Source organism: Paenibacillus paridis, assembly GCF_006345825.1.
Taxonomy (GTDB): domain Bacteria; phylum Bacillota; class Bacilli; order Paenibacillales; family Paenibacillaceae; genus Pristimantibacillus; species Pristimantibacillus paridis.
In genome coordinates, this window is the sequence record NZ_VCIX01000075.1 from 1 (window position 1) to 19,831 (window position 19,831).

At 50.6% G+C, this 19,831-nt stretch carries 17 protein-coding genes and 1 riboswitch; of the genes, 4 read left to right on the forward strand and 13 right to left on the reverse strand.

Annotated elements, in window-relative coordinates:
• A partial coding sequence (locus tag FJQ58_RS32860; RefSeq protein WP_238403849.1) for a hypothetical protein occupies positions 1-420 on the forward strand: 420 nt, incomplete at its 5' end.
• A gap of 57 nt (positions 421-477) precedes the next feature.
• On the opposite strand, the gene purN is transcribed toward FJQ58_RS32860, so the two are convergent.
• From purN to purE, 10 genes are all read right to left on the reverse strand, one after another.
• Complete coding sequence (gene purN / locus FJQ58_RS06290) at positions 478-1,089, reverse strand: phosphoribosylglycinamide formyltransferase (protein ID WP_139991582.1); 612 nt, start codon at positions 1,087-1,089, stop codon at positions 478-480.
• Positions 1,089-2,132 carry a phosphoribosylformylglycinamidine cyclo-ligase gene (purM, locus tag FJQ58_RS06295; RefSeq protein ID WP_139991583.1) on the reverse strand — a complete coding sequence of 348 codons (1,044 nt, stop codon included), beginning with the start codon at positions 2,130-2,132 and terminating at the stop codon, positions 1,089-1,091. The genes purN and purM overlap by 1 nt, the downstream gene beginning before the upstream one ends.
• 64 nt (positions 2,133-2,196) lie before the next feature.
• Positions 2,197-3,681, reverse strand: coding sequence for an amidophosphoribosyltransferase (gene purF / locus FJQ58_RS06300; RefSeq protein ID WP_139991584.1), 1,485 nt, complete (start codon positions 3,679-3,681; stop codon positions 2,197-2,199).
• A complete protein-coding gene (purL, locus tag FJQ58_RS06305) occupies positions 3,663-5,909 on the reverse strand; it encodes a phosphoribosylformylglycinamidine synthase subunit PurL (RefSeq protein WP_139991585.1) in 2,247 nt (748 codons plus the stop codon). Before purL ends, purF begins: the two co-directional genes overlap by 19 nt.
• Complete coding sequence (gene purQ / locus FJQ58_RS06310) at positions 5,887-6,582, reverse strand: phosphoribosylformylglycinamidine synthase subunit PurQ (protein WP_139991586.1); 696 nt, start codon at positions 6,580-6,582, stop codon at positions 5,887-5,889. Before purQ ends, purL begins: the two co-directional genes overlap by 23 nt.
• Positions 6,583-6,586: 4 nt before the next feature.
• Entirely contained in the window at positions 6,587-6,832 is a 246-nt protein-coding gene (gene purS, locus FJQ58_RS06315; protein ID WP_175598164.1) for a phosphoribosylformylglycinamidine synthase subunit PurS, read from the reverse strand.
• Positions 6,833-8,205: 1,373 nt separating this feature from the next.
• Positions 8,206-9,102: a phosphoribosylaminoimidazolesuccinocarboxamide synthase gene (locus FJQ58_RS06320; protein WP_139991587.1), complete on the reverse strand. Its 897-nt coding sequence runs from the start codon at positions 9,100-9,102 to the stop codon at positions 8,206-8,208.
• Between the two features lie 15 nt (positions 9,103-9,117).
• A complete protein-coding gene (purB, locus tag FJQ58_RS06325) occupies positions 9,118-10,413 on the reverse strand; it encodes an adenylosuccinate lyase (RefSeq protein ID WP_139991588.1) in 1,296 nt (431 codons plus the stop codon).
• 7 nt (positions 10,414-10,420) lie between these two features.
• Positions 10,421-11,596 (reverse strand): 5-(carboxyamino)imidazole ribonucleotide synthase, encoded by a 1,176-nt coding sequence (purK, locus tag FJQ58_RS06330; protein ID WP_139991589.1) that lies wholly within the window; start codon positions 11,594-11,596, stop codon positions 10,421-10,423.
• A complete protein-coding gene (purE, locus tag FJQ58_RS06335; RefSeq protein ID WP_114378329.1) occupies positions 11,593-12,078 on the reverse strand; it encodes a 5-(carboxyamino)imidazole ribonucleotide mutase in 486 nt (161 codons plus the stop codon). Before purE ends, purK begins: the two co-directional genes overlap by 4 nt.
• 352 nt (positions 12,079-12,430) lie before the next feature.
• A riboswitch (purine riboswitch) is annotated at positions 12,431-12,530 on the reverse strand.
• A gap of 685 nt (positions 12,531-13,215) precedes the next feature.
• On the opposite strand from purE, the gene FJQ58_RS06340 reads away from it, so the two are divergent.
• The gene (locus FJQ58_RS06340; protein ID WP_139991590.1) at positions 13,216-14,493 is read left to right on the forward strand and encodes a glycoside hydrolase family 18 protein; all 1,278 of its coding nucleotides are present in this window, start codon (positions 13,216-13,218) and stop codon (positions 14,491-14,493) included.
• An 85-nt stretch (positions 14,494-14,578) separates the two neighbouring features.
• Here FJQ58_RS06340 and FJQ58_RS06345 read toward each other — a convergent pair whose 3' ends face one another.
• The 3 genes from FJQ58_RS06345 to FJQ58_RS06355 form a co-directional block, all read right to left on the reverse strand.
• Entirely contained in the window at positions 14,579-15,148 is a 570-nt protein-coding gene (locus tag FJQ58_RS06345; RefSeq protein ID WP_139991591.1) for a nitroreductase family protein, read from the reverse strand.
• Positions 15,149-15,196: 48 nt separating this feature from the next.
• Entirely contained in the window at positions 15,197-16,129 is a 933-nt protein-coding gene (gene msrB / locus FJQ58_RS06350) for a peptide-methionine (R)-S-oxide reductase MsrB (protein WP_139991716.1), read from the reverse strand.
• A 174-nt stretch (positions 16,130-16,303) separates the two neighbouring features.
• The gene (locus FJQ58_RS06355) at positions 16,304-18,058 is read right to left on the reverse strand and encodes a stalk domain-containing protein (RefSeq protein WP_139991592.1); all 1,755 of its coding nucleotides are present in this window, start codon (positions 18,056-18,058) and stop codon (positions 16,304-16,306) included.
• A 266-nt stretch (positions 18,059-18,324) separates the two neighbouring features.
• On the opposite strand from FJQ58_RS06355, the gene FJQ58_RS06360 reads away from it, so the two are divergent.
• Together FJQ58_RS06360 and FJQ58_RS06365 are read left to right on the forward strand one after the other, a co-directional pair.
• Positions 18,325-18,756 (forward strand): hypothetical protein, encoded by a 432-nt coding sequence (locus FJQ58_RS06360; protein ID WP_139991593.1) that lies wholly within the window; start codon positions 18,325-18,327, stop codon positions 18,754-18,756.
• On the forward strand, positions 18,753-19,829 hold the full coding sequence (locus FJQ58_RS06365; protein WP_139991594.1) for a phosphodiester glycosidase family protein: 1,077 nt from the start codon (positions 18,753-18,755) through the stop codon (positions 19,827-19,829). The genes FJQ58_RS06360 and FJQ58_RS06365 overlap by 4 nt, the downstream gene beginning before the upstream one ends.
• The last annotated feature ends 2 nt before the right edge of the window (positions 19,830-19,831 follow it).

The following is a 19,831-nucleotide window of genomic DNA, read 5'->3' on the forward strand; positions in this document are numbered from 1 at the left end:
CTCGAAATCGCCGAAGTTGGTGAAATAGAGCTACTTTTTAGATCTATTCTGCTCTCCGAAGCTCATTTGAGCCCATATCCGCCGTCTCCGAACCAATTAGATCTACTTTTTAGACCTATTTCACTCGAAATCGCCGAAGTTGAGGAAATAGAGCTACTTTTTAGATCTATTCTGCTCTCCGAAGCTCATTTGAGCTCATATCCGCCGTTTTCGAACCAATTAGATCTACTTTTTAGACCTATTTCGCTCGAAATCGCCGAAGTTGGTGGAATAGAGCTGCTTTTTAGATCTATTCTGCTGTCCAACGCTCATTTGAGCCCATATCCACCGTATCCGAACCAATTAGAGCTACTTTTTAGATCTATTCTGCTCTCCGAAGCTCATTTGAGCTCATATCAGCATTTAAACCATGTATCCTAAGCACCATCGAATCGACGCATTCGCATAATTTAAACAAACTAGCACTATGCTCGTCCCTTAGCTCTGGACGCGCACATGCCGGCCATCCAGCGTCACACGCCCCTGCGCGATCTGCTGGATCACGCCCGGCAGCAGCGACTGCTCCGCTGCATGAATACGTACGGCGAGCGAGTCTTCCGTATCCTCGTCCGCCACCTCAACCACGCGCTGCGCGATAATCGGCCCGCTGTCCATGCCCCCGTCCACATAGTGGACGGTAACGCCAGTCACCTTAACGCCGTATGCGAGCGCCTGTCCAATACCGTTCACGCCGGGGAATGCCGGCAGCAGCGCCGGATGAATATTAATCATCCGCCCGTAGAACGGCTCAACGAGCACTGACGTGATAATGCGCATATAACCCGCCAGCACGATCAGCTCAACGCCGCGGCGTTCCAGCTCGGCGATAATTTCCGACTCGTAGGCTTCACGAGACGTGTACTCCTTCGGCGTGAACAGGAACGTGTCCACGCCAGCCTTCCTTGCGCGCTCCACAACGGGAGCGGCTGGCTTGTCACAAACAAGAAGCTCGATGGTTACATCGAGCTTCCCCTCCTGCACCGCATCTACAATCGCTTGGAAGTTGGAGCCTTGTCCCGAAGCGAAAACAGCGATGCGAAGTGCTCCCATTATACTTCCGCTCCCGTAAACGTCACGATGCGGCTTCCTTCCGTAACCGTTCCGATACGGTAAGCCTGCTCACCAAGCTCATTCGAAATGCGAAGAGCTTCGTTTGCCTGATCAGCCGGTACAACAACAACCAGGCCGATACCCATATTAAAAGTCGTGAACATATCACGATTCGTAATGCCGCCTTTATTTTGCATCAAGTCGAAGATTGGCAGAATCGGCCATGAGCCGAATTCTACATCCACGTTCACGCCATCCGGCAGCACCCGCGGAATGTTCTCGATAAAGCCGCCGCCCGTAATATGCGCCATGCCTTTCACTTCTACTTGCTCCACAAGCTTAAGCGCCGATTTCACATAGATGCGGGTTGGCTCGATCAATACGTCGCCAAGCTTAGCGCCGCCAAGCTCTTCAAGCTCTTGATCCAGCTTGTAGCCAGCATCTTCAAGCAGCAAACGGCGAACGAGCGAGAAGCCGTTGCTGTGAATGCCACTGGAAGCAAAACCGATAACCGCGTCGCCTGCAGCAATCGTAGAGCCGTCGATCATTTTTTTCTTGTCCACGATACCTACGGTAAAACCAGCGATATCATATTCGCCGCCTTGATACATGCCCGGCATTTCAGCCGTTTCGCCGCCGATCAAGGAACAGCCCGCTTGCACGCAGCCTTCCGCGATTCCTTTAACGATGGCTTCGATTTTCTCGGGCACGACTTTGTCGCATGCCAGGTAATCAAGGAAGAACAAAGGCTCCGCGCCTTGTACGATAATATCGTTCACGCACATCGCAACGGCATCAATGCCGATCGTGTCATGCTTGTCCATAGCAAAAGCAAGCTTCAGCTTCGTTCCGACGCCATCCGTTCCAGACACGAGCACAGGCTCATCATACTTGTCCTTGTTCAGGCTGAACAGACCGCCAAAGCCGCCTAGCTCCGCCAGCACTTCTGGACGGTACGTCCGCTTTACGTGCTTTTTCATCCGTTCTACCGCTTCGTTGCCTGCCGCGATATCGACGCCGGCTTTTTTGTACGCTTCTGACACTCTCGGTCAACTCCTTAACTATTTTTAGGAGCATAATCACTCCATGGGTTAAACATTTATGCGATTAACAGCTGCAGCTTTTATCCGATTCTTCATCAACCACGGTTGGATAGTCATTGTCGAAGCATGCGAGACACATGCCGCGATTGTAAGCACCGTCATTGCCGCCAACGGAATCCACAAAGCCCTGATCGGTCAAAAAGGATAATGAATCCGCATTGATCTGCTTGCGAATTTCCTCCACCGTACGGTACGAAGCGATAAGCTCCTTGCGATCCGGCGTATCGATGCCGTAATAGCAAGGGTTTTTGAAAGGAGGTGACGTAATCCGTACATGCACCTCGGTCGCCCCTGCTTCACGAAGCAAGTTAACAATGCGAAGCGATGTAGTACCGCGGACGATCGAGTCGTCGATCATAACGACGCGCTTGCCTTCGACCACTTTACGAACGGCGGACAGCTTCATTTTGACACCCTTCTCACGAAGCTCTTGGGACGGCTGGATGAAGGTCCGGCCGGTATATTTATTTTTGATGAGGCCAAGCTCGTATGGAATGCCCGTTTGCTCTGCATAGCCAATGGCCGCCGAAATACTCGAATCAGGCACGCCCGTTACGATATCCGCATCGACAAAAGACTCCGAAGCGAGCTGGCGTCCCATCCGTTTGCGCGCCATATGGATGTTAATGCCGTTAATATCACTGTCCGGACGGGCAAAATAAATGTACTCCATCGCACACGTCGCACGGCGTTCAACCTCGGCATAACGCGTCTCGCGCATGCCGTCCGCATCCAGAATCAGAAGCTCGCCTGGCTGAACATCACGCTCATACACTGCACCAATCGTTTCGAAAGCACATGACTCTGACGAGAACACGTAGCCATCGCCGATACGGCCCATCACGAGCGGACGCAAGCCGTGCGGATCAGACGCAACAAGCAGCTTGTCATTCGTCATGATCAGGAACGCAAAGCCTCCGACAATACGCTGCAAAGCTTCTTTAGCCGCCGTCTCGAAATCCTTCGAGGAACGGGCGATAAGATGGGCAATAACTTCCGTGTCGCTTGACGTTTGGAAAATCGAGCCCGACATCTCCAGCTCTTTGCGAATTTCCGGCGCATTTACGATATTGCCGTTCGTTGCAACCGCTAGATCACCGTCACGGTAGCGAAAAATAAGCGGCTGCGCATTGGCCAGCTTGCTCTCTCCCGCTGTCGAGTAACGGACATGTCCGATGGAACGGTCGCCTGCTAGAAGATCAAGGTTATCCTTATTGAATACTTCTTTGACAAGGCCCATGCCGCGGTGATACGCGAACTTATTGCCGTTTTTCGTATCGACTGTGCAGATTCCCGCGCTTTCCTCGCCGCGGTGCTGAAGCGCATGAAGCCCGTAATAAGATAGGTTGGACGCTTCAGGGAGATTAAATACCCCGAAGACGCCACATTCCTCACGCAATTTATCAAAAATATCGTCACGGCCAATGCCTTCGTTATAATGGTCGCCCGTCCATAACAAAGGCTCCTGTCTTATTTGCTCATCAGACATGGAATCGCATCCTTCCAGACCTTCTCCAGTTGTGTTACCGGCGCCTGAATGCCGGCTTTTCCATTTACGTTTATGGTCAGGCTGCTGCCTTTAACAGTACCGATTTGAGTGTGAACAACGCCTTGCTCCGAGAGCTTCGCTTGCAATGCCGCAGCATTTTCCGGCTTAGCCGAAAGAAGAATACGGGATTGCGATTCACTGAACAACAGGTGGTCAGCACGCAGGTCAGAAGTCAATGCAACTTCCGCACCCAGGCGACCGCTGATACAAGATTCAGCTACAGCTACAGCAATGCCGCCTTCAGACAAGTCATGCGCCGAAGCAACTAGTCCGCCTTGGATGGCGCCAAGCACCGCATCCAGAACCTTTTTCTCCGTTGCCAGATCAATTTCAGGAGGACGGCCAGCAGCCGCGCCTTGCAATACGTATTGCAGCTCGCTTCCGCCTAGCTCCGCTTTCGTCTCGCCTACGAGAATGATAACGTCGCCTTCCGCTTTGAAGCCTTGCGTTGTAATATGATCGATGTCATGTACGAGGCCAACCATACCGATAACCGGTGTCGGGTAAATCGCACCCTTAGCGTTCTCGTTGTACAAGCTCACGTTACCGCCGATAACAGGCGTGTTCAAGATGACGCAAGCTTCGGACATGCCGTCAGCCGATTTCTCAAGCTGCCAGAATACTTCCGGTTTCTCCGGGTTACCGAAGTTCAGGTTGTCCGTAACCGCAAGCGGCTCAGCGCCCGAGCAAACAATGTTGCGTGCTGCTTCAGCAACCGCGATGCGTCCGCCTACTTCTGGATCTAGATATACGTAACGTCCGTTACAGTCTGTCGTCATCGCAAGCGCCTTGCGCGTGCCGCGAATCGTCACAACTGCCGCATCGGAGCCTGGTTGAACGGCTGTCGATGTACGAACCATGTAGTCATATTGGTTGTAAACCCACTCTTTGCTCGCAACCGTTGGGGAAGCAAGAACCTTCTCCAGCGCGCCAGTTAGGTCGGTTACTTCTTCGTAAGCCGAAGTGTCTACTGCAGCATTTTCGCTGAAGTAAGCTGGCTCTTTCGAAGGCTTGTCGTATACAGGGCACTCGTCAACGAGCGCTTTTACCGGCATATCGGCAACCTCTTGGCCTTGGTGGAACAAACGAAGACGTCCGTCATCCGTTACTTTCCCTACTTTGGCGCAAATAATACCCCAACGTTCAAAAATTTCTTTCGCTTGCGCTTCATGCTGAGGCTCAACAACGAAGAGCATACGCTCTTGCGACTCGGAAAGCATCATTTCATAAGGCGTCATGCCTGTTTCACGTTGCGGAACCTCATCAAGGTAAAGCTCAAGGCCGTTACCCGCTTTGGAAGCCATCTCCGCGCTGGAGCAAGTCAGACCCGCTGCTCCCATATCTTGAATCCCGAGCACGATACCGGAATCGATCAGCTCAAGCGTTGCTTCCATAACCAGCTTCTCCATAAATGGATCGCCGACTTGTACAGCGGTACGCTTCTCTTCGGACTCTTCGGAAAGCTCAACGGATGCAAACGTTGCACCGTGGATACCGTCGCGGCCAGTTGCAGGACCTACGTAGAATACCGGGTTGCCTACCCCTTTAGCCACGCCGCGCTGAATTTTATCATGATCGATTAGACCCACGCACATTGCGTTAACGAGTGGATTGCCTTCGTAGCTCTCGTCAAACATGACTTCGCCTGCAACCGTCGGAATTCCGATACAGTTACCATAACCTGCGATGCCACTTACGACATGCTCGAACAAATATTTAACGCGCTCATTCTCTAGGCGGCCAAAACGCAGGCTGTTCAGCAATGCGATCGGACGTGCGCCCATTGAGAAAATGTCGCGGATAATGCCGCCAACGCCTGTAGCCGCGCCTTGGAAAGGCTCAACCGCAGATGGATGGTTATGCGATTCGATTTTGAATACGACCGCTTGGTTGTCGCCGATATCGACGATGCCCGCGCCCTCGCCCGGTCCCATTAGAACTCGCGGTCCTGTGATCGGGAACTTTTTGAGAATCGGCTTGGAGTTTTTGTAAGAGCAGTGCTCTGACCACATGACGCTGAATACGCCGATCTCTGTGTAGTTAGGCTGACGGCCTAGAAAACCGCAAATCAGCTCAAACTCATAATCGGATACGCCAAACTGGCTGTAAATCTTTTGCTCGGCAATTTGCTCCGCTGTCGGTTCCTTAGCTGTTAACTGCTGCGCCATGTTGTTCCCTCCATGCATTCAAAATCGATGTAAACATCCGTTTGCCGTCTTCCGAGCCAAGCAATTGGTCAATCGCACGCTCTGGGTGAGGCATCATTCCTACTACGTTTCCTGCTTTGTTGCTGATTCCGGCAATGTTCTCAACCGAACCGTTCGGGTTCGTGTCGCCTGCATAGCGGAATACGATTTGGTCGTTCGCTTTGAGCTCGGCAAGCGTTGCGTCGTCGCAATAGTAGTTGCCTTCGCCGTGTGCGATCGGAATATTAATAATCTCGCCTTGCGAGTATTGGTTGGTGAATGCTGTGCTGCTGTTTACCACTTCAAGAGGTGCTTGATGGCAGCGGAACTTCAGTCCGTTGTTGCGGATCAAAGCGCCTGGCAGAAGGCCAGCTTCCGTCAAAATTTGGAACCCGTTGCAAATGCCCAAAATAAACTTGCCTGCTTCGGCTGCTTTTTGCACTTCGCTCATGACAGCAGCGAATTGTGCAATCGCGCCGCAGCGCAGGTAGTCGCCGTAGGAGAAGCCTCCTGGCACTAGAATTGCATCATACGCGGACAAGTCCGTAGCTGTATGCCATACATAGTCAACCGACTGGCCGATGGTGTCTTCGACGGCTTTGTAGCAATCGATGTCACAGTTGGAGCCAGGAAATACGAGTACCGCAAACTTCATCGTCTTAACCCTCCAGTTCAAAACGGAAATCTTCTACAACCGTGTTTGCGAACAGCTTTTCGCACATCGCTTTGATGCGTACTTCCGCTTCAGCGCGGTCAGTCGTATCAAGCTCAAGCTCCAAATATTTGCCGATGCGTACTTTTTCGACTTCGGAGAAGCCCAGTGTGTGAAGCGCGCCTTGTACAGCGGTTCCTTGTGGATCCAAAACGTTTTGCTTGATGGTGACGTAGACGGTTGCCTTCATAATAGCCTCCTGAAAATGTGGGTTTTTGTCGCAAGGGCAGATTGACTGTACTGCGCGGGAGCGGGGGTTGTTGTCTACGTCGCTTTCGAAGCCGGGAAATCTGATTACACCGCCTAGCGGATATTTCCCGGTCTTCAAGAAGCGATCGCTATCGCTCTACGACAACAACTCCCCACTCTTCGCGTGAGCACCTTTTCAATCAAACCTTTGCGAGGGTGGTCGGTGAAGCAAGGGCGGTGGCCGCGCTGTCGCTGGCCACCTTTAGTATTGCGGCTGGCCTGTGCTTGTGCTGCCAGTCAGCATTGTTGCTGCAGCCGTGCACCTTCGTGCTCGGGCTGGTGTTGATGGGGTGCAGCAGCGCTCTCGCTGACTGCCTGCCGTTTAAAGACATACGCATCCGCGCCCCTATGTCAGCGTCATCGCTTGCGCTCGACGTTGTTTTAGTCACTTCATCCGGCCTTCATCGGCGGATGTTTGAATTAACGGGATTTACGCCCGTTAATTCATCTTAAATAGCTAGTTTCCTGCGATTAGCGGGAATTTATGGCGTTAATTGCGTCACTTTCGGCGTCCTAGCCCAATTTAGCCGTATTTAACGCCAGTTTTTACCGTTAATTCAATCAGCCTGCATGCTGCGAGTGAATTAACAGGAATTTTTCCTGCTAATTCAACCATATTAGCTAGTTTGCTGCGATTAGCAGGAATTTTCGGCGTTAATTGCGGCTGTTTCGGCGTCCTAGCCCAATTTAGCCGCATTTAACGCCAGTTTTTACCGTTAATTCAATCAGCCTGCAAGCTACGAGTGAATTAACAGGAATTTTTCCTGCTAATTCAACCATATTAGCTAGTTTGCTGCGATTAGCAGGAATTTATGGCGTTAGTTGCGTCACTTCCGGCGTCCTAGCTCGATTTAGCCACATTTAACGCCAGTTTTACCGTTAATTCAATCAGCCTGCATGCTGCGAGTGAATTAACAGAAATTTCTCCTGCTAATTCAACCAAATTAGCTGGTTTACTGCGATTAGCAGGAATTTATGGCGTTAATTGCGTCACTTTCGGCGTCCTAGCTCGATTTAACCACATTTAACGCCAGTTTTTACCGTTAATTTACTCAGCCTACAAGCTGCGAATGAATTAACAGGAATTTCTCCTGCTAATTCAACCAAATTAGCTAGTTTGCTGCGATTAGCGGGAATTTTCGGCGTTAATTGCGTCACTTTCGGCGTCCTAGCCCAATTTAGCCGCATTTAACGCCAGTTTTTATCGTTAATTCAATCAGCCTGCAAGCTGCGAGTGAATTAACAGGAATTTTTCCTACTATTTCAACCAAATTAGCTAGTTTGCTGCGATTAGCGGAAACTCATCTATTAATTGCCCTAAAGCTCAACGCCAGTCAAGCGGCGGTAGATGTCGCGGTAGCGGGCTGTGGTTTCTGCGACAACCTCGTCCGGCAAAGGAGCTGGCTTGCTGTCGCGGTCCCAATTCGAGCCGAGCAGGTATGTGCGCACGGGCTCTTTGTCCATGCTGTCGATTTCGATATCGAACGCATAGTTGCCTTCCGCCCAGAAACGCGAGGAATCCGGCGTGAAGATCTCGTCGATCAACACGACTTTGCCGTCGATCAGGCCGAATTCGAACTTGCAATCCGCAAGGATGATACCATGCTCAGCGCAATAGCCGTGAGCGAACTCGTACAGCTTGATGCTGCGGTCGCGAAGCTCTTCGGCAAGCTCTGCGCCGACCATATCAGCCATTTTCTCAAACGGAATGTCCTCGTCATGGCCGACGTCGTTCTTCGCAGCAGGCGTAAAGATCGGTGCCGGAAAACGCTCGTTTTTGCGAAGTCCCGCCGGAAGCTCGATGCCGTTGATCGCTGATGTTTGCTGATATTGTCTCCAACCGCCGCCTGTGATATAGCCGCGCACGACGCACTCGATATCGATGCGTTCCGCTTTGCGGGTGACCATGATGCGGTTTTTGAGCAGCTCAGGCTCAGTAACCAGTTCGCCAAGTTTCGTTACGTCGGTATGAACGACATGGTTCACTTGAATATCTGCCGTTTGCTCGAACCAGTAGGCCGACAGGCGGTTAAGCACATTGCCTTTGTCCGGTACGGCTGGGTCAAGCACGTAGTCAAATGCCGAGATCCGGTCGGTGACGACGATCAGGAAATGCTCGCCCAAATCGTAGAGCTCACGAACCTTGCCTTTGTATATAAGCGGAGCTTTGATATAATCGACTGCCGTTGATAGTGCTTGCGATGTTGCGCTCATCAGGCCAACCTCCCTTTAGATCAATCCCAAACGCGTGAAAATCGTATCCACATGCTTCAAATGCCAAGCCGGGTTGAAGCAATCGTCGATTTCTTCCGTTGAAAGCACGCTTGTGATCTCCTCGGTTTCGCCGATGATATCGCGGAACTGGCGCTGGGTTTCCCATGCTTGCATCGCGCGCGGCTGTACGGTGTCGTAAGCTTTCTCGCGGCTGAAGCCTTTGTCAATCAGCTTTGTCAATACGCGGCCTGAGAACGGCACGCCGTAAGTCGCCTGCATGTTGCGTTTCATGTTTTCCGGGAACACTTGAAGATTGTTGATGATGTTGCCCAGACGGTTCAGCATGTAGTTCAGAAGCATCGTAGCATCCGGCAAAATAATACGCTCAACCGATGAATGGCTAATATCGCGTTCATGCCAAAGCGCAATGTTCTCGTATGCCGTAACCATATGTCCGCGAATCACGCGGGACAAGCCGGAGATGTTCTCGCAGCCGATTGGATTACGTTTATGCGGCATCGCCGATGAACCTTTTTGGCCTTTAGCGAACGGCTCTTCGACTTCGCGGAATTCACTCTTTTGCAATGCACGAATTTCCGTTGCAAATTTATCGAGCGAAGAAGCGACAAGCGCAAGAGTTGCCATGTATTCAGCGTGACGGTCGCGCTGCAGCGTTTGCGTCGAGATCGGAGCAGCCGTAATGCCAAGCTTGTTGCAGACGAATTCTTCCACGAACGGATCGATGTCTGCGAACGTGCCTACAGCACCGGACATTTTGCCGAATTGAACGCCGTTAGCCGCATGGTGGAAACGCTCGAGGTTACGTTTCATTTCCTCGTACCAAAGCGCCATTTTCAAACCGAAAGTCGTTGGCTGTGCATGCACGCCGTGCGTACGGCCCATCATTGGCGTGTCTTTATATTGAAGTGCTTTGTTTTTCAAAATTTCAATGAATCGCTCGATATCTTTTACGAGAATTTCATTGGCTTGCAGAAGCAAGTAACCAATCGCGGTATCAACGACGTCTGTGGAAGTCAGTCCGTAATGCACCCATTTGCCTTCCGGGCCGGCTTTCTCGGATACAGCCCGCGTGAACGCGATGACGTCATGACGGGTGTCCTGCTCGATTTCATAGATACGGTCAATATCGAAATCTGCCGAAGCGCGAAGCGCGACTACATCTTCCTTAGGGATAACGCCTAGCTCGGACCAAGCCTCGCATGCGCAAAGCTCAACTTCCAGCCAAGCTCTGAATTTATTTTCCTCTGTCCAAATCGCTCTCATTTCCGGTCTGCTGTAACGCTCTAACATGAAATGCTCACACCTTCCAAATAGTTGTTTCTTCAATCCAGCTTAGAGCAGCGTCCGTGCTCTCGGCCAGTACGTTGACATGTCCCATTTTACGTTTCGTAACCGCATCTTTCTTGCCGTACAAATGAACCTTTGGCGCAGCCTTCAACCGATCTGCCGCCTCATCATGGCCAGCCATCAGCTCAAGGAGTGGAGCAACATGCTGGCCTAGCACATTGACCATCACGACTGGGCTCATTAGCTTCGTATCGCCTAGCGGCAAATTGCACACCGCACGAACATGCTGCTCGAACTGCGATGTCCGGCAGGCCTCCATCGTATAGTGGCCGCTGTTATGCGGACGCGGGGCAAGCTCGTTTACGAACAGCTCGCCTTCCGCGGTCACGAATAACTCCACTGCGATTAATCCCACTGCCCCAAGGCCCTCCGCAATCCGCGATGCCAGACTCTCTGCCTCGCGCTGCAGCTCCTCGCTGATTCTTGCGGGAACGATCGACAGATGCAATATATTATCGACGTGTATGTTCTCCGCTACAGGGAAGGTCTTGATCTCCCCCTGCGGGCTTCTCGCCGCTATAACCGATATTTCCTTGTCAAAACGAATGAATTGCTCCAGCACCAGCTGAACCTTAGCACGAGAGAGCATCTCATACGCATCTTCGATCTCGTTTTCGCTGCGTATGACCCACTGCCCTTTGCCGTCATAGCCGCCCATAGCGGTCTTCAACACACAAGGCGTGCCCAAGGCCGCAACAGCCTCGCGCAGCTCATCTACGCTGCCTACCTCGCGATAAGGCGCAACCCGCACGCCAGCTGCTTCAATGGCACGCTTCTCGCGAAGCCGATGCTGCGTCGTATAAAGGAGCTCGCTGCCCTGCGGCACATACGATTCCTTCATGAGCATCGCTGCTACTTCCGCATCCACATTCTCGAATTCGTAAGTAATGACATCCGAACGACCTGCGAGCTCCATCGCCGCCTCACGATCATCGTAAGCGGCAATAATTTGCTCGGCTACTTGTCCAGTGGGACTATCCGGCGTGGGATCAAGCGTGATGAACCGGTAGCCCATCGCACTCCCTGCATTAGCCATCATGCGGCCCAGCTGGCCGCCGCCCAAAATCCCGATCGTGCTGCCCGGCAGCAGTGTCTTCACCTGCTGCTTGTCCGCTTCACGGCTCATAGCGTCTCACTGCTTTCGAGCACTTCCTGCTTCACGCGCTCGCGACGCGCTTCTACGCGCGCTTGCACCTCAGGATCGAATGCTCCGAGCATTTGTGCCGCAAGCAAACCTGCGTTGGTGCCGCCCGCGTTGCCAATCGCAACCGTAGCGACCGGAATGCCGCCAGGCATCTGGACGATGGATAGCAAGGAATCAAGCCCACTCAGATTCGATGATTTCACGGGAACGCCAATAACCGGCAGAATCGTCTTAGCAGCGACCATGCCGGGCAAATGTGCGGCTCCGCCAGCTCCGGCGATAATCACCTTGAGTCCACGCTCTACTGCCGTTTCCGCGTATTCAAACATTAAATCCGGCGTCCGATGCGCCGAAACTACCTTTTTCTCATAAGGAATTTGCAATTCCTCCAGAACATCGCAGGCTAATTTCATTGTGTCCCAATCCGATTTGCTGCCCATGATGACGCCTACCTTCGCAGACATGCGATCAAACCCACTTTCATTTATAAGATGATAAATCATTAAATCTCATGGTCCAATGCTGCAAAAACAAAAATAGCCCGCCAGCAACCATTCAAAATGGGAATGCCGCAGGACTCAAGCGCAAAGCAGATGGAACGACCGCCCTTCAAGGGAATGCACGGTGCAACTTCTGCTTCACTTCAATGAATGCGACGAAAGCAGTGCAGCATAGCCGGAGAGACAACAGAAGGCTGCCCCGTCAGAGAGGCAACCTATGTCCAATGAATAGGGCATCTATATGCTGCAAACTTGCTTTATGGCGTTTAAGAACCTGTAAGTGACTGCTCTCAGCCAGCTCACAACCCGCTCCCGCTTGTCGATTCATCTTGCTCGTAGTCCGAAAATTAAGGTTTCCGGGTAGAAACATTCAGGCCTTATCCCAAATATATACGAGGGTAACATTTAATCATAAAGGAAGGAGTATCCATCCTCATATTCACGTTATAAATTTATGCGCTGCATAGCTGCTTTTTATCGAGGAAATTCGACCGTTTTTTACACGCAGGCAGCATGCTTTGCCTCAAACCTATTCTAGTTTATCTAATCCCCAAACTACTGTCAATGAAATACGAACATTAAAAGAGAAAGTTTTATAAAGGTTCGTTTTTTTGAATAAAACAATCGGAAAATCAAACATGAATAACCAAAATAAGGTGTATCGCCCTCCTCTATTTTTGGATTAGTCTACTCTCACGGCTCTAATCCTCATTCCGCTAAGCCTTTGCCTGTGGAAAGATGAATGGGCCACGGAATAAACGACATTTTCCTCGCATGCGAGCCGTGCCTGATGTCTTATTATTCCCATTCCACGGCTATTCATCTAACATTCTGCTGCCCTCTCATCTATCCTTTAATTTTGCGATTCTAAAACATCTCAGTCCCGCTGCAACAGACTAACAACGGCTGCTTCTGAATACAGTTAAATATATAAGTTGAAATAAAATCTTTCGTGGTGGTCGCTGCGTGACTAGATCATTTATTAAGGTCGCGGTTGTAACCAGATTGTTTGATTGATGGGGTCAATGCATAAAGCGTATAGGACAGGACAGCAAAGCAGGAACATCCGGAAAAAAAATCGAAAACGGAGGTCAGGCGAAGGTGCAAATTCAAGTGGTGCAAAAGGGAGATACGCTATACAAGCTGGCCCAAAAATACGATGTTTCCGCGGATGAAATAGCAAAGGCCAATGGACTTGCTGATCAAAATCTACTCGTTATCGGCCAGTCACTTATTATTCCAACCGAAGCAAGCACTCACAAAGTTCTTGTAGGCGAAACGCTTTGGCTCATTGCCCGCAGATACGGCGTGACGCTAGAGGAACTGGCCAAGGTGAATCAGATCGCCAATCCCGCGCTTATTTACCCTGGGCAAACGCTTGTTATTCCTCAGGCTGCAAAGCCAACCATTGAGGTCAATGCCTACACGGAGAAGCTCGGAGCCGCCGGAGTAGAAATTGTGAATGAAATTGGCCAATATTTAACCTACTTAAGTCCGTTCAGCTACCGTGTACAAGCAGACGGCTCCTTTACCTCCTTAGACGATTCAGCGATTATAAATGCAGCTTACAGCCATCAAGCAGCGCCCATGATGGTCATTACCAATTTTGAAAATGGTACCTTCAGTCCGGATATCGCACATGCTGTTCTTAGCGACCCCGCTCTTCAGCAGAAGCTGATCGCAGGTATTTTGGAGACGATGAAGCAGAAGGGGTACCTGGCACTCAATGTGGATTTCGAATACGTGCCCCCGGCAGACCGTGAGCTGTACAATGCTTTCTTGCAAAAGCTTGTCGACAGCCTGCATCCGCAAAATTATCTCGTGTCCACTTGCCTGGCACCCAAACTAAGCGCCAATCAGGCCGGAACCTTATATGAAGCACATGACTATCCGGCACATGGGCGCATTGTCGATTTCGTCATTTTGATGACGTATGAGTGGGGTTGGTCGGGCGGCCCTCCGCGCGCAGTCGCCCCTCTGAACGAAGTCAATAAAGTCGTAAGCTATGCACTTAGCGTTATCCCGGCGGAAAAAATCGTCATGGGCATGCCGTTGTACGGCTACGATTGGACCCTCCCTTATGTACAAGGCGGCAAATGGGCTCCTACCGTCAGCCCGAAGGAGGCCGTTAACCGCGCGGGAAAATACGGTGCGGAAATTAAATACGATGATGAGAGCCAATCGCCGTACTACAACTATTATGATGAAAATGGCCAAGAGCATATCGTGTGGTATGAGGATGCCCGCAGCGTTCAGGCAAAGTTCAATATGGTTAAAACGTACCGGCTCCGAGGAGTTAGTTACTGGGTGCTCGGCGTGCCGTTCCCACAAAACTGGTATGTGCTAGGAGCCAATTTTAACGTCAAGAAGCTTGTCTGAGTATACGAGTATGCCCTTTTATAAAAAAAGGCCAAAGCATTCGACGATTACGAATGCTTCGGCCTCTTTCATGAGAGCTTTGCGTTTATACGAGCCATACCGTCTTCGCTGTCGCCGGAATGCGCTTCGGCTCCGGCGGGGTCATATCGGGATAGCCTAAATAAATTAAACCTACGATCTGGTCCTGCGGAGCAAGTCCAAACGTTTCATTCATAATAGGATTATACATCGGATCTCCCGAGCGCCAAATTGCGCCTAGTCCGTTTGCATGTGCAGCGAGAAGCAGGTTTTGCACAGCTGCTTGTGCGGCTGCGAGCTCTTCCGACAGTACAGCGCGCGGATCGTCCGACGGCGAGCATACAGCTGCAATGACAACCGGCGACCGATACGCTTTCGTGCGTTCCTTGGCCAGCCGATCCTCAAGCTCCTGTCCGCTGAGTTCAGGTACAAGCGAGGCAGCAACCCGTGCATAACCTTCGCCCAGTCTTGCCCTACCCTCGCCGCTCATAACAATAAAGGACCACGGCTGCGTATTGAAATGGCTAGGAGCCCAAACAGCCGCATCCAGCAGACGCTCAATAAGAGCACGATCTACCGGGTCCTGCTTCACTCTCCCAATCGTCCTGCGTGTCCGAATGGCTTCTTCGATATTCATCTTTCGTTCCTCCGATCAGTTCAATTTTCAATCGCCGTCTCCGGTGGCTTACTCAAACAAATACAAATATTCACCGTAGCCTTCCTGCTCCAGCTTATCCTTGCCAATAAACCGCAATGAAGCAGAATTAATGCAATAGCGCAATCCGGTTGGCTGAGGGCCATCGTCAAACACATGCCCCAGATGTGAATCGCCTTCTTTGCTGCGAACTTCAACCCTTACCATAAAGTGAGAGCTGTCGGTATGCTCGGAAACCGCTGCCGCCTGCAAAGGCTTCGTGAAGCTAGGCCAACCGCAGCCCGCATCGTATTTATCAAGAGAACTAAACAGCGGTTCTCCCGAGACGATGTCGACATATATGCCGTCCTCGGTGTGATCCCAGTATTCCCCGGTAAACGGGCGCTCGGTGCCGCTATTTTGCGTAACTTCATACTGAATCGGCGTCAGTCGCTGCTTGAGCTCGGCCTGATCCTTCTGCATCGCCCAGTTATCCGAGATAAACGCATCGCGGCCTGATCCTTTTCTGTACATTTTATATCGGTAAGGATTCGTTTTGTGGTAACCCTGATGGTAATCCTCCGCTGGATAAAATGCCGCAGCCGGTTCGATTTCCGTAACGATCGGACGATCAAAGCGGCCGCTCGCCTGCAGCTCCTGCTTCGATTTCTCGGCAAGCTCGCGCTGCGTTTCATCATAATAATAAATGCCGGTACGGTAAGATTCACCGCGGTCATGGAACTGTCCGCCTGCATCGGTCGGATCGATTTGCCGCCAGAAAATATCAAGCAGCTTCTCGTATGGAAAAATTTGCGGATCATACGTAATTTGTACGGCTTCCGCATGGCCTGTCGTCTCCGAGCATACCTCCTGGTAGGTCGGGTTTACGGTATGTCCTCCCGTATAGCCGGATACGACAGAAATAATGCCAGGCATTTCTTCGAAAGGTGAAACCATGCACCAGAAGCATCCTCCTGCGAACATGGCCTTCGCCTCGGTTCGGCTTGCGCCGATATTTGTGATTGGTTGATCCACACTGATCACCCTCCTGAATGGTTCAATTCATAACTTGCCTCTTTATTATACATGACTAAGTGTGCTAATCACAAAAAAAGGGAGGATGCGCCGCTCATATGTGGCGCATCCTCCCTTCAACCATTATTGAAAATCCGAGCCTGGAAAAAATACGAATAATATCGGCAATGAACTTGCGCCTGGTGAAGAATATTGAATCGTTACCTCTGGTGGGGCTTGCAGCCCCGCTGCACCCTCAGGTCTGATTTGTGTATAAATCAGTGCACCCTCGCCTACTTTCACATGCCCGCCTGACGGCACTGAAACCACTTTATCATTAACCTTAACCGCTCCTTGGAAGATACCTGCTCTTGGGTTCAAAATAATACGAGTGCCATAAGCTACATTTTTGAACTTAATCGTCGTCAGAGCACCGTATTCTCCGCCGTTAACCGTCATTCCGCCAGTCAAAGCATCAACCCCTGCCATAGCAGGACCACGCTGGCCAAGGCGCAGCTTGCTTTTTGTAACACCAATCTTCTCATTTACTTCAATGTACTGATCCGTATCAAAAAACTTTCCGCGATTCCCAACCTTCTCAAGCTCAGGAAGTGTAAAAACTGCGCTGATTGGATCTGTATACTCCTTAAGTGCAAGAGTTGAGAACGTTAACTCGCCGTCCATGTCAACATCCATCAAGCCGGAAAAGCCTTCATCTGGATTCATTATAATTTTCTCCAATTCAGGAAGAAGTAACGCTGAAGTTCCTGGCTCAATGATAAGCTCACGTGGTGTTGAATTAGCTAAATATCTTGTTATTGCCGCTGATCCGAATTGCATCGCGCTAGTGCTTGGGCCTGCAAGACCACGGTTTCCAAGCGTTAGCTTTACGCTCCTATTTTCGTTATTGGTCACAACGACTGCAAGCTTTTGACGATCTGGCGAACCATTGCGGTGATGAATGAAGAGCCGGCTCGCATCGTTCAAGGTATCCTCATAGAGCAGACCTTCATCAAAGAAACGTTCTGGCGCATTGGACATGTACAAGGTACGCCCGCTTTTGGATTCCAGAGTGTCCACTTCCTTGAAGGTGTTCATTAAAGCACCATCAACAACAAATTTGTCACCTGGATTACCATAACGCATGTAATATTCATATGGAGTATACATAACTTCATCAAGCACATTAATATCTTGAGAGAAAACTTGACTGCTTAATCCTTCATTATCGTATACCGTTTGCGTAACCGTATAAACGCCGGGCTCAAAGTAGGTGCTTTTGCGTCCCGTCCAATCTGTCTTGACGATTTTTCCATCGGGGTCATAGCTAATGTCCTCGTATTCGATTGGCTCACCCAGCTTCACTTCAAGCGGAGCTTTGAAACCTGCAACAGGGGCCACATTAGGTTCTGGCTGTACCGTTATACTAATTTGTTTCAACTGTGCATTAAACACATAGTCCGCGTTCCAAAGCAGCTTCACCGCAGACAGAGGCACATGCATGGTGCCATTAATAATAGCGGCAGCGTTTGGCATCAGGACATAACTGCCATTGCGGTTCGCGCCGCGCATGTTGACGTTTAACGTTACTTTATTAAGATAAGTATCAATATGAGTTCCCTTGCTATCGTTATATACGCTTGCTCCCACTGAGTTCGCAATCGTACGAACCGGAATCATCGTGACCCCTTTAACTACCGGCAATGGCGTCGTCATTTGCTGCGTTTTGCCATTGACCGTCATCTGCTTCGACCCATGTACGAATACCAGCTTAGCCGGCTGGCGCTCTGCTGCATCTACTTGCTCTCTCGCTCCAATACCTGCGCCTACAAGCGAAACTAGCAAGCTAGCAACGATAACCCGCTTCGCAATTCGGCTAAATACATTATCTCTCTTCATCCTAATCTCCTTCCGATTTGCGGCATCGGCTGCCGCATCCCGTATGGTTAGACGCAGGTAGTAGGGAGAATGTTCCGCTAAAAATTAAAATTTACAATAAATTCCCACATGACGCGGAGGACATCTTGTATTCACTTTGTTACAATAAGATGACATACGCAACTATTTACCGGTACGTGAAGTCTAATTCTATGAATAAGATAATGCTTGCAGTTCGTTCATCCGATCCTTGTGCAAGTGACCAACATGAGAGGTGAATGAATAACATGAGTGATTTAATTTTGGAACAACGCACTGCCAGCCAAACCGACAAGAAAACGCGTAAAAAGAGAGGGAACCGTACCTTCTTCCTTTTCGTCTGCGTGTGGATCATTATTATATGCTCCGGGATACTAGGCGCCAAATGGTATACGGATAGGATTCAACAGACGTTATCCGCTGATTTGGAGCGCCAGACCGCCAGTCAAATAACGGCCATGCAGCAGGCTTACGAGGCACGCATGCTGCAGTTGGAAACCAATTACACGGAGGATCTAGCTGAACTGAAGACCAAGGTTGACGCGCTAAATGAACTGCTTCTCTTCACGAAGGACAACGCGGATTCCAAAACCGATAACAGCAATAAGCTCTATACGCAGCTGAACGAAGTAAAAAAACAGCTGAATGAGCTGAAGAAAAGCTTGGATGTGCTGAAATGAATTTGACTGTCAAAGCACTTAATCGCACTGCCCTGCTCGCTTGCGCGCCTTTTCTCGGAATCATGATTTGGCTGCTGTTATCCGACATGGTCATCCAATTGTCTACGGAGGCTTTTCCGCAGCCCGTGACCCAGCAAGCAAGACCGGCTGAAGCCGACATTAAGCACGCTTCCTCCGGCCTTGACCTTGCGCAGGAAACCGCTTCGTTAACCCATGAGTCGATTCAAAAGCAATTGAAGCTCTATAACGAAACGAACGCGGATATGGCGCAAATCTCTTCAATAGCCGCCTCGCAGGCGATGCGGCCGCTCGAAATTTATGACCGAAATATTACCGCCAAGCTCGGCAAAGCCTCCGCAACGATCGAATCGGACAAGCTGAGAGCACAGCTATTTTACATAAAAGCCGAGAACTTCTCCGCTTATGCGCTGAAGGTGAAGCTCAAAAGCTCCGATGCCATGACTATGACACTAGGCGGGGATGAGCTCGGCAAAGCCGAGAGCACGCTTGCCGCAGTTAATCGGCATGGCGCCGTCGCCGGTGTTAATGCGGGCGGCTTCGCTGATGGCCGAGGCAAGCGTTATCCGCTAAGCACTACAATCGTGGACGGCTATTACGCCACAGGCTTTGAGCCGCCTCACGCGGATTTGTTTTTTGTCGGCTTGAACGAACAAAACGAGCTGATTGGCGGAAAGTTTGCGACCAAGGAGCAGCTCGATGCGAAAAAACCGAAATTCGGCGCCTCCTTCGTCCCTGTCTTGCTGCGCGGCGGAGCTCCGCAGCCGATACCAGCTAAATGGCAAACGAGTCCGAAACGTGCTCCACGCACCATTATTGCCAATTACAAAGATGACCAGCTGCTCTTTCTTGTCGCGGATGGATACAATGAAGCAGGCAGCTCCGGGGCCACGCTTAGCGAGATGCAGCTGCTGCTGCAGCGTTATGGCGCTGTCGATGGCTACAACTTGGACGGCGGCGGCTCATCCTCGCTCATTTTTAATGGGCGCGTCATTAATAATCCGTCCGATGGCTCGCTTCGCAAGCTTCCGACGCACTTTTTGTTCTTCAAATAATT

Bases quoted from the DNA above. Each gene is read 5' to 3' on its own strand.
- purN (WP_139991582.1), bottom strand. From the start codon at position 1,089: ATGGGAGCACTTCGCATCGCTGTTTTCGCTTCGGGACAAGGCTCCAAC.
- purF (WP_139991584.1), bottom strand. From the start codon at position 3,681: ATGTCTGATGAGCAAATAAGACAGGAGCCTTTGTTATGGACGGGCGAC.
- purL (WP_139991585.1), bottom strand. From the start codon at position 5,909: ATGGCGCAGCAGTTAACAGCTAAGGAACCGACAGCGGAGCAAATTGCC.
- purQ (WP_139991586.1), bottom strand. From the start codon at position 6,582: ATGAAGTTTGCGGTACTCGTATTTCCTGGCTCCAACTGTGACATCGAT.
- FJQ58_RS06320 (WP_139991587.1), bottom strand. From the start codon at position 9,102: ATGAGCGCAACATCGCAAGCACTATCAACGGCAGTCGATTATATCAAA.
- purB (WP_139991588.1), bottom strand. From the start codon at position 10,413: ATGTTAGAGCGTTACAGCAGACCGGAAATGAGAGCGATTTGGACAGAG.
- purK (WP_139991589.1), bottom strand. From the start codon at position 11,596: ATGAGCCGTGAAGCGGACAAGCAGCAGGTGAAGACACTGCTGCCGGGC.
- purE (WP_114378329.1), bottom strand. From the start codon at position 12,078: ATGTCTGCGAAGGTAGGCGTCATCATGGGCAGCAAATCGGATTGGGAC.
- FJQ58_RS06345 (WP_139991591.1), bottom strand. From the start codon at position 15,148: ATGAATATCGAAGAAGCCATTCGGACACGCAGGACGATTGGGAGAGTG.
- msrB (WP_139991716.1), bottom strand. From the start codon at position 16,129: ATGTTCGCAGGAGGATGCTTCTGGTGCATGGTTTCACCTTTCGAAGAA.
- FJQ58_RS06355 (WP_139991592.1), bottom strand. From the start codon at position 18,058: ATGAAGAGAGATAATGTATTTAGCCGAATTGCGAAGCGGGTTATCGTT.
- FJQ58_RS06360 (WP_139991593.1), top strand. From the start codon at position 18,325: ATGAGTGATTTAATTTTGGAACAACGCACTGCCAGCCAAACCGACAAG.
- FJQ58_RS06365 (WP_139991594.1), top strand. From the start codon at position 18,753: ATGAATTTGACTGTCAAAGCACTTAATCGCACTGCCCTGCTCGCTTGC.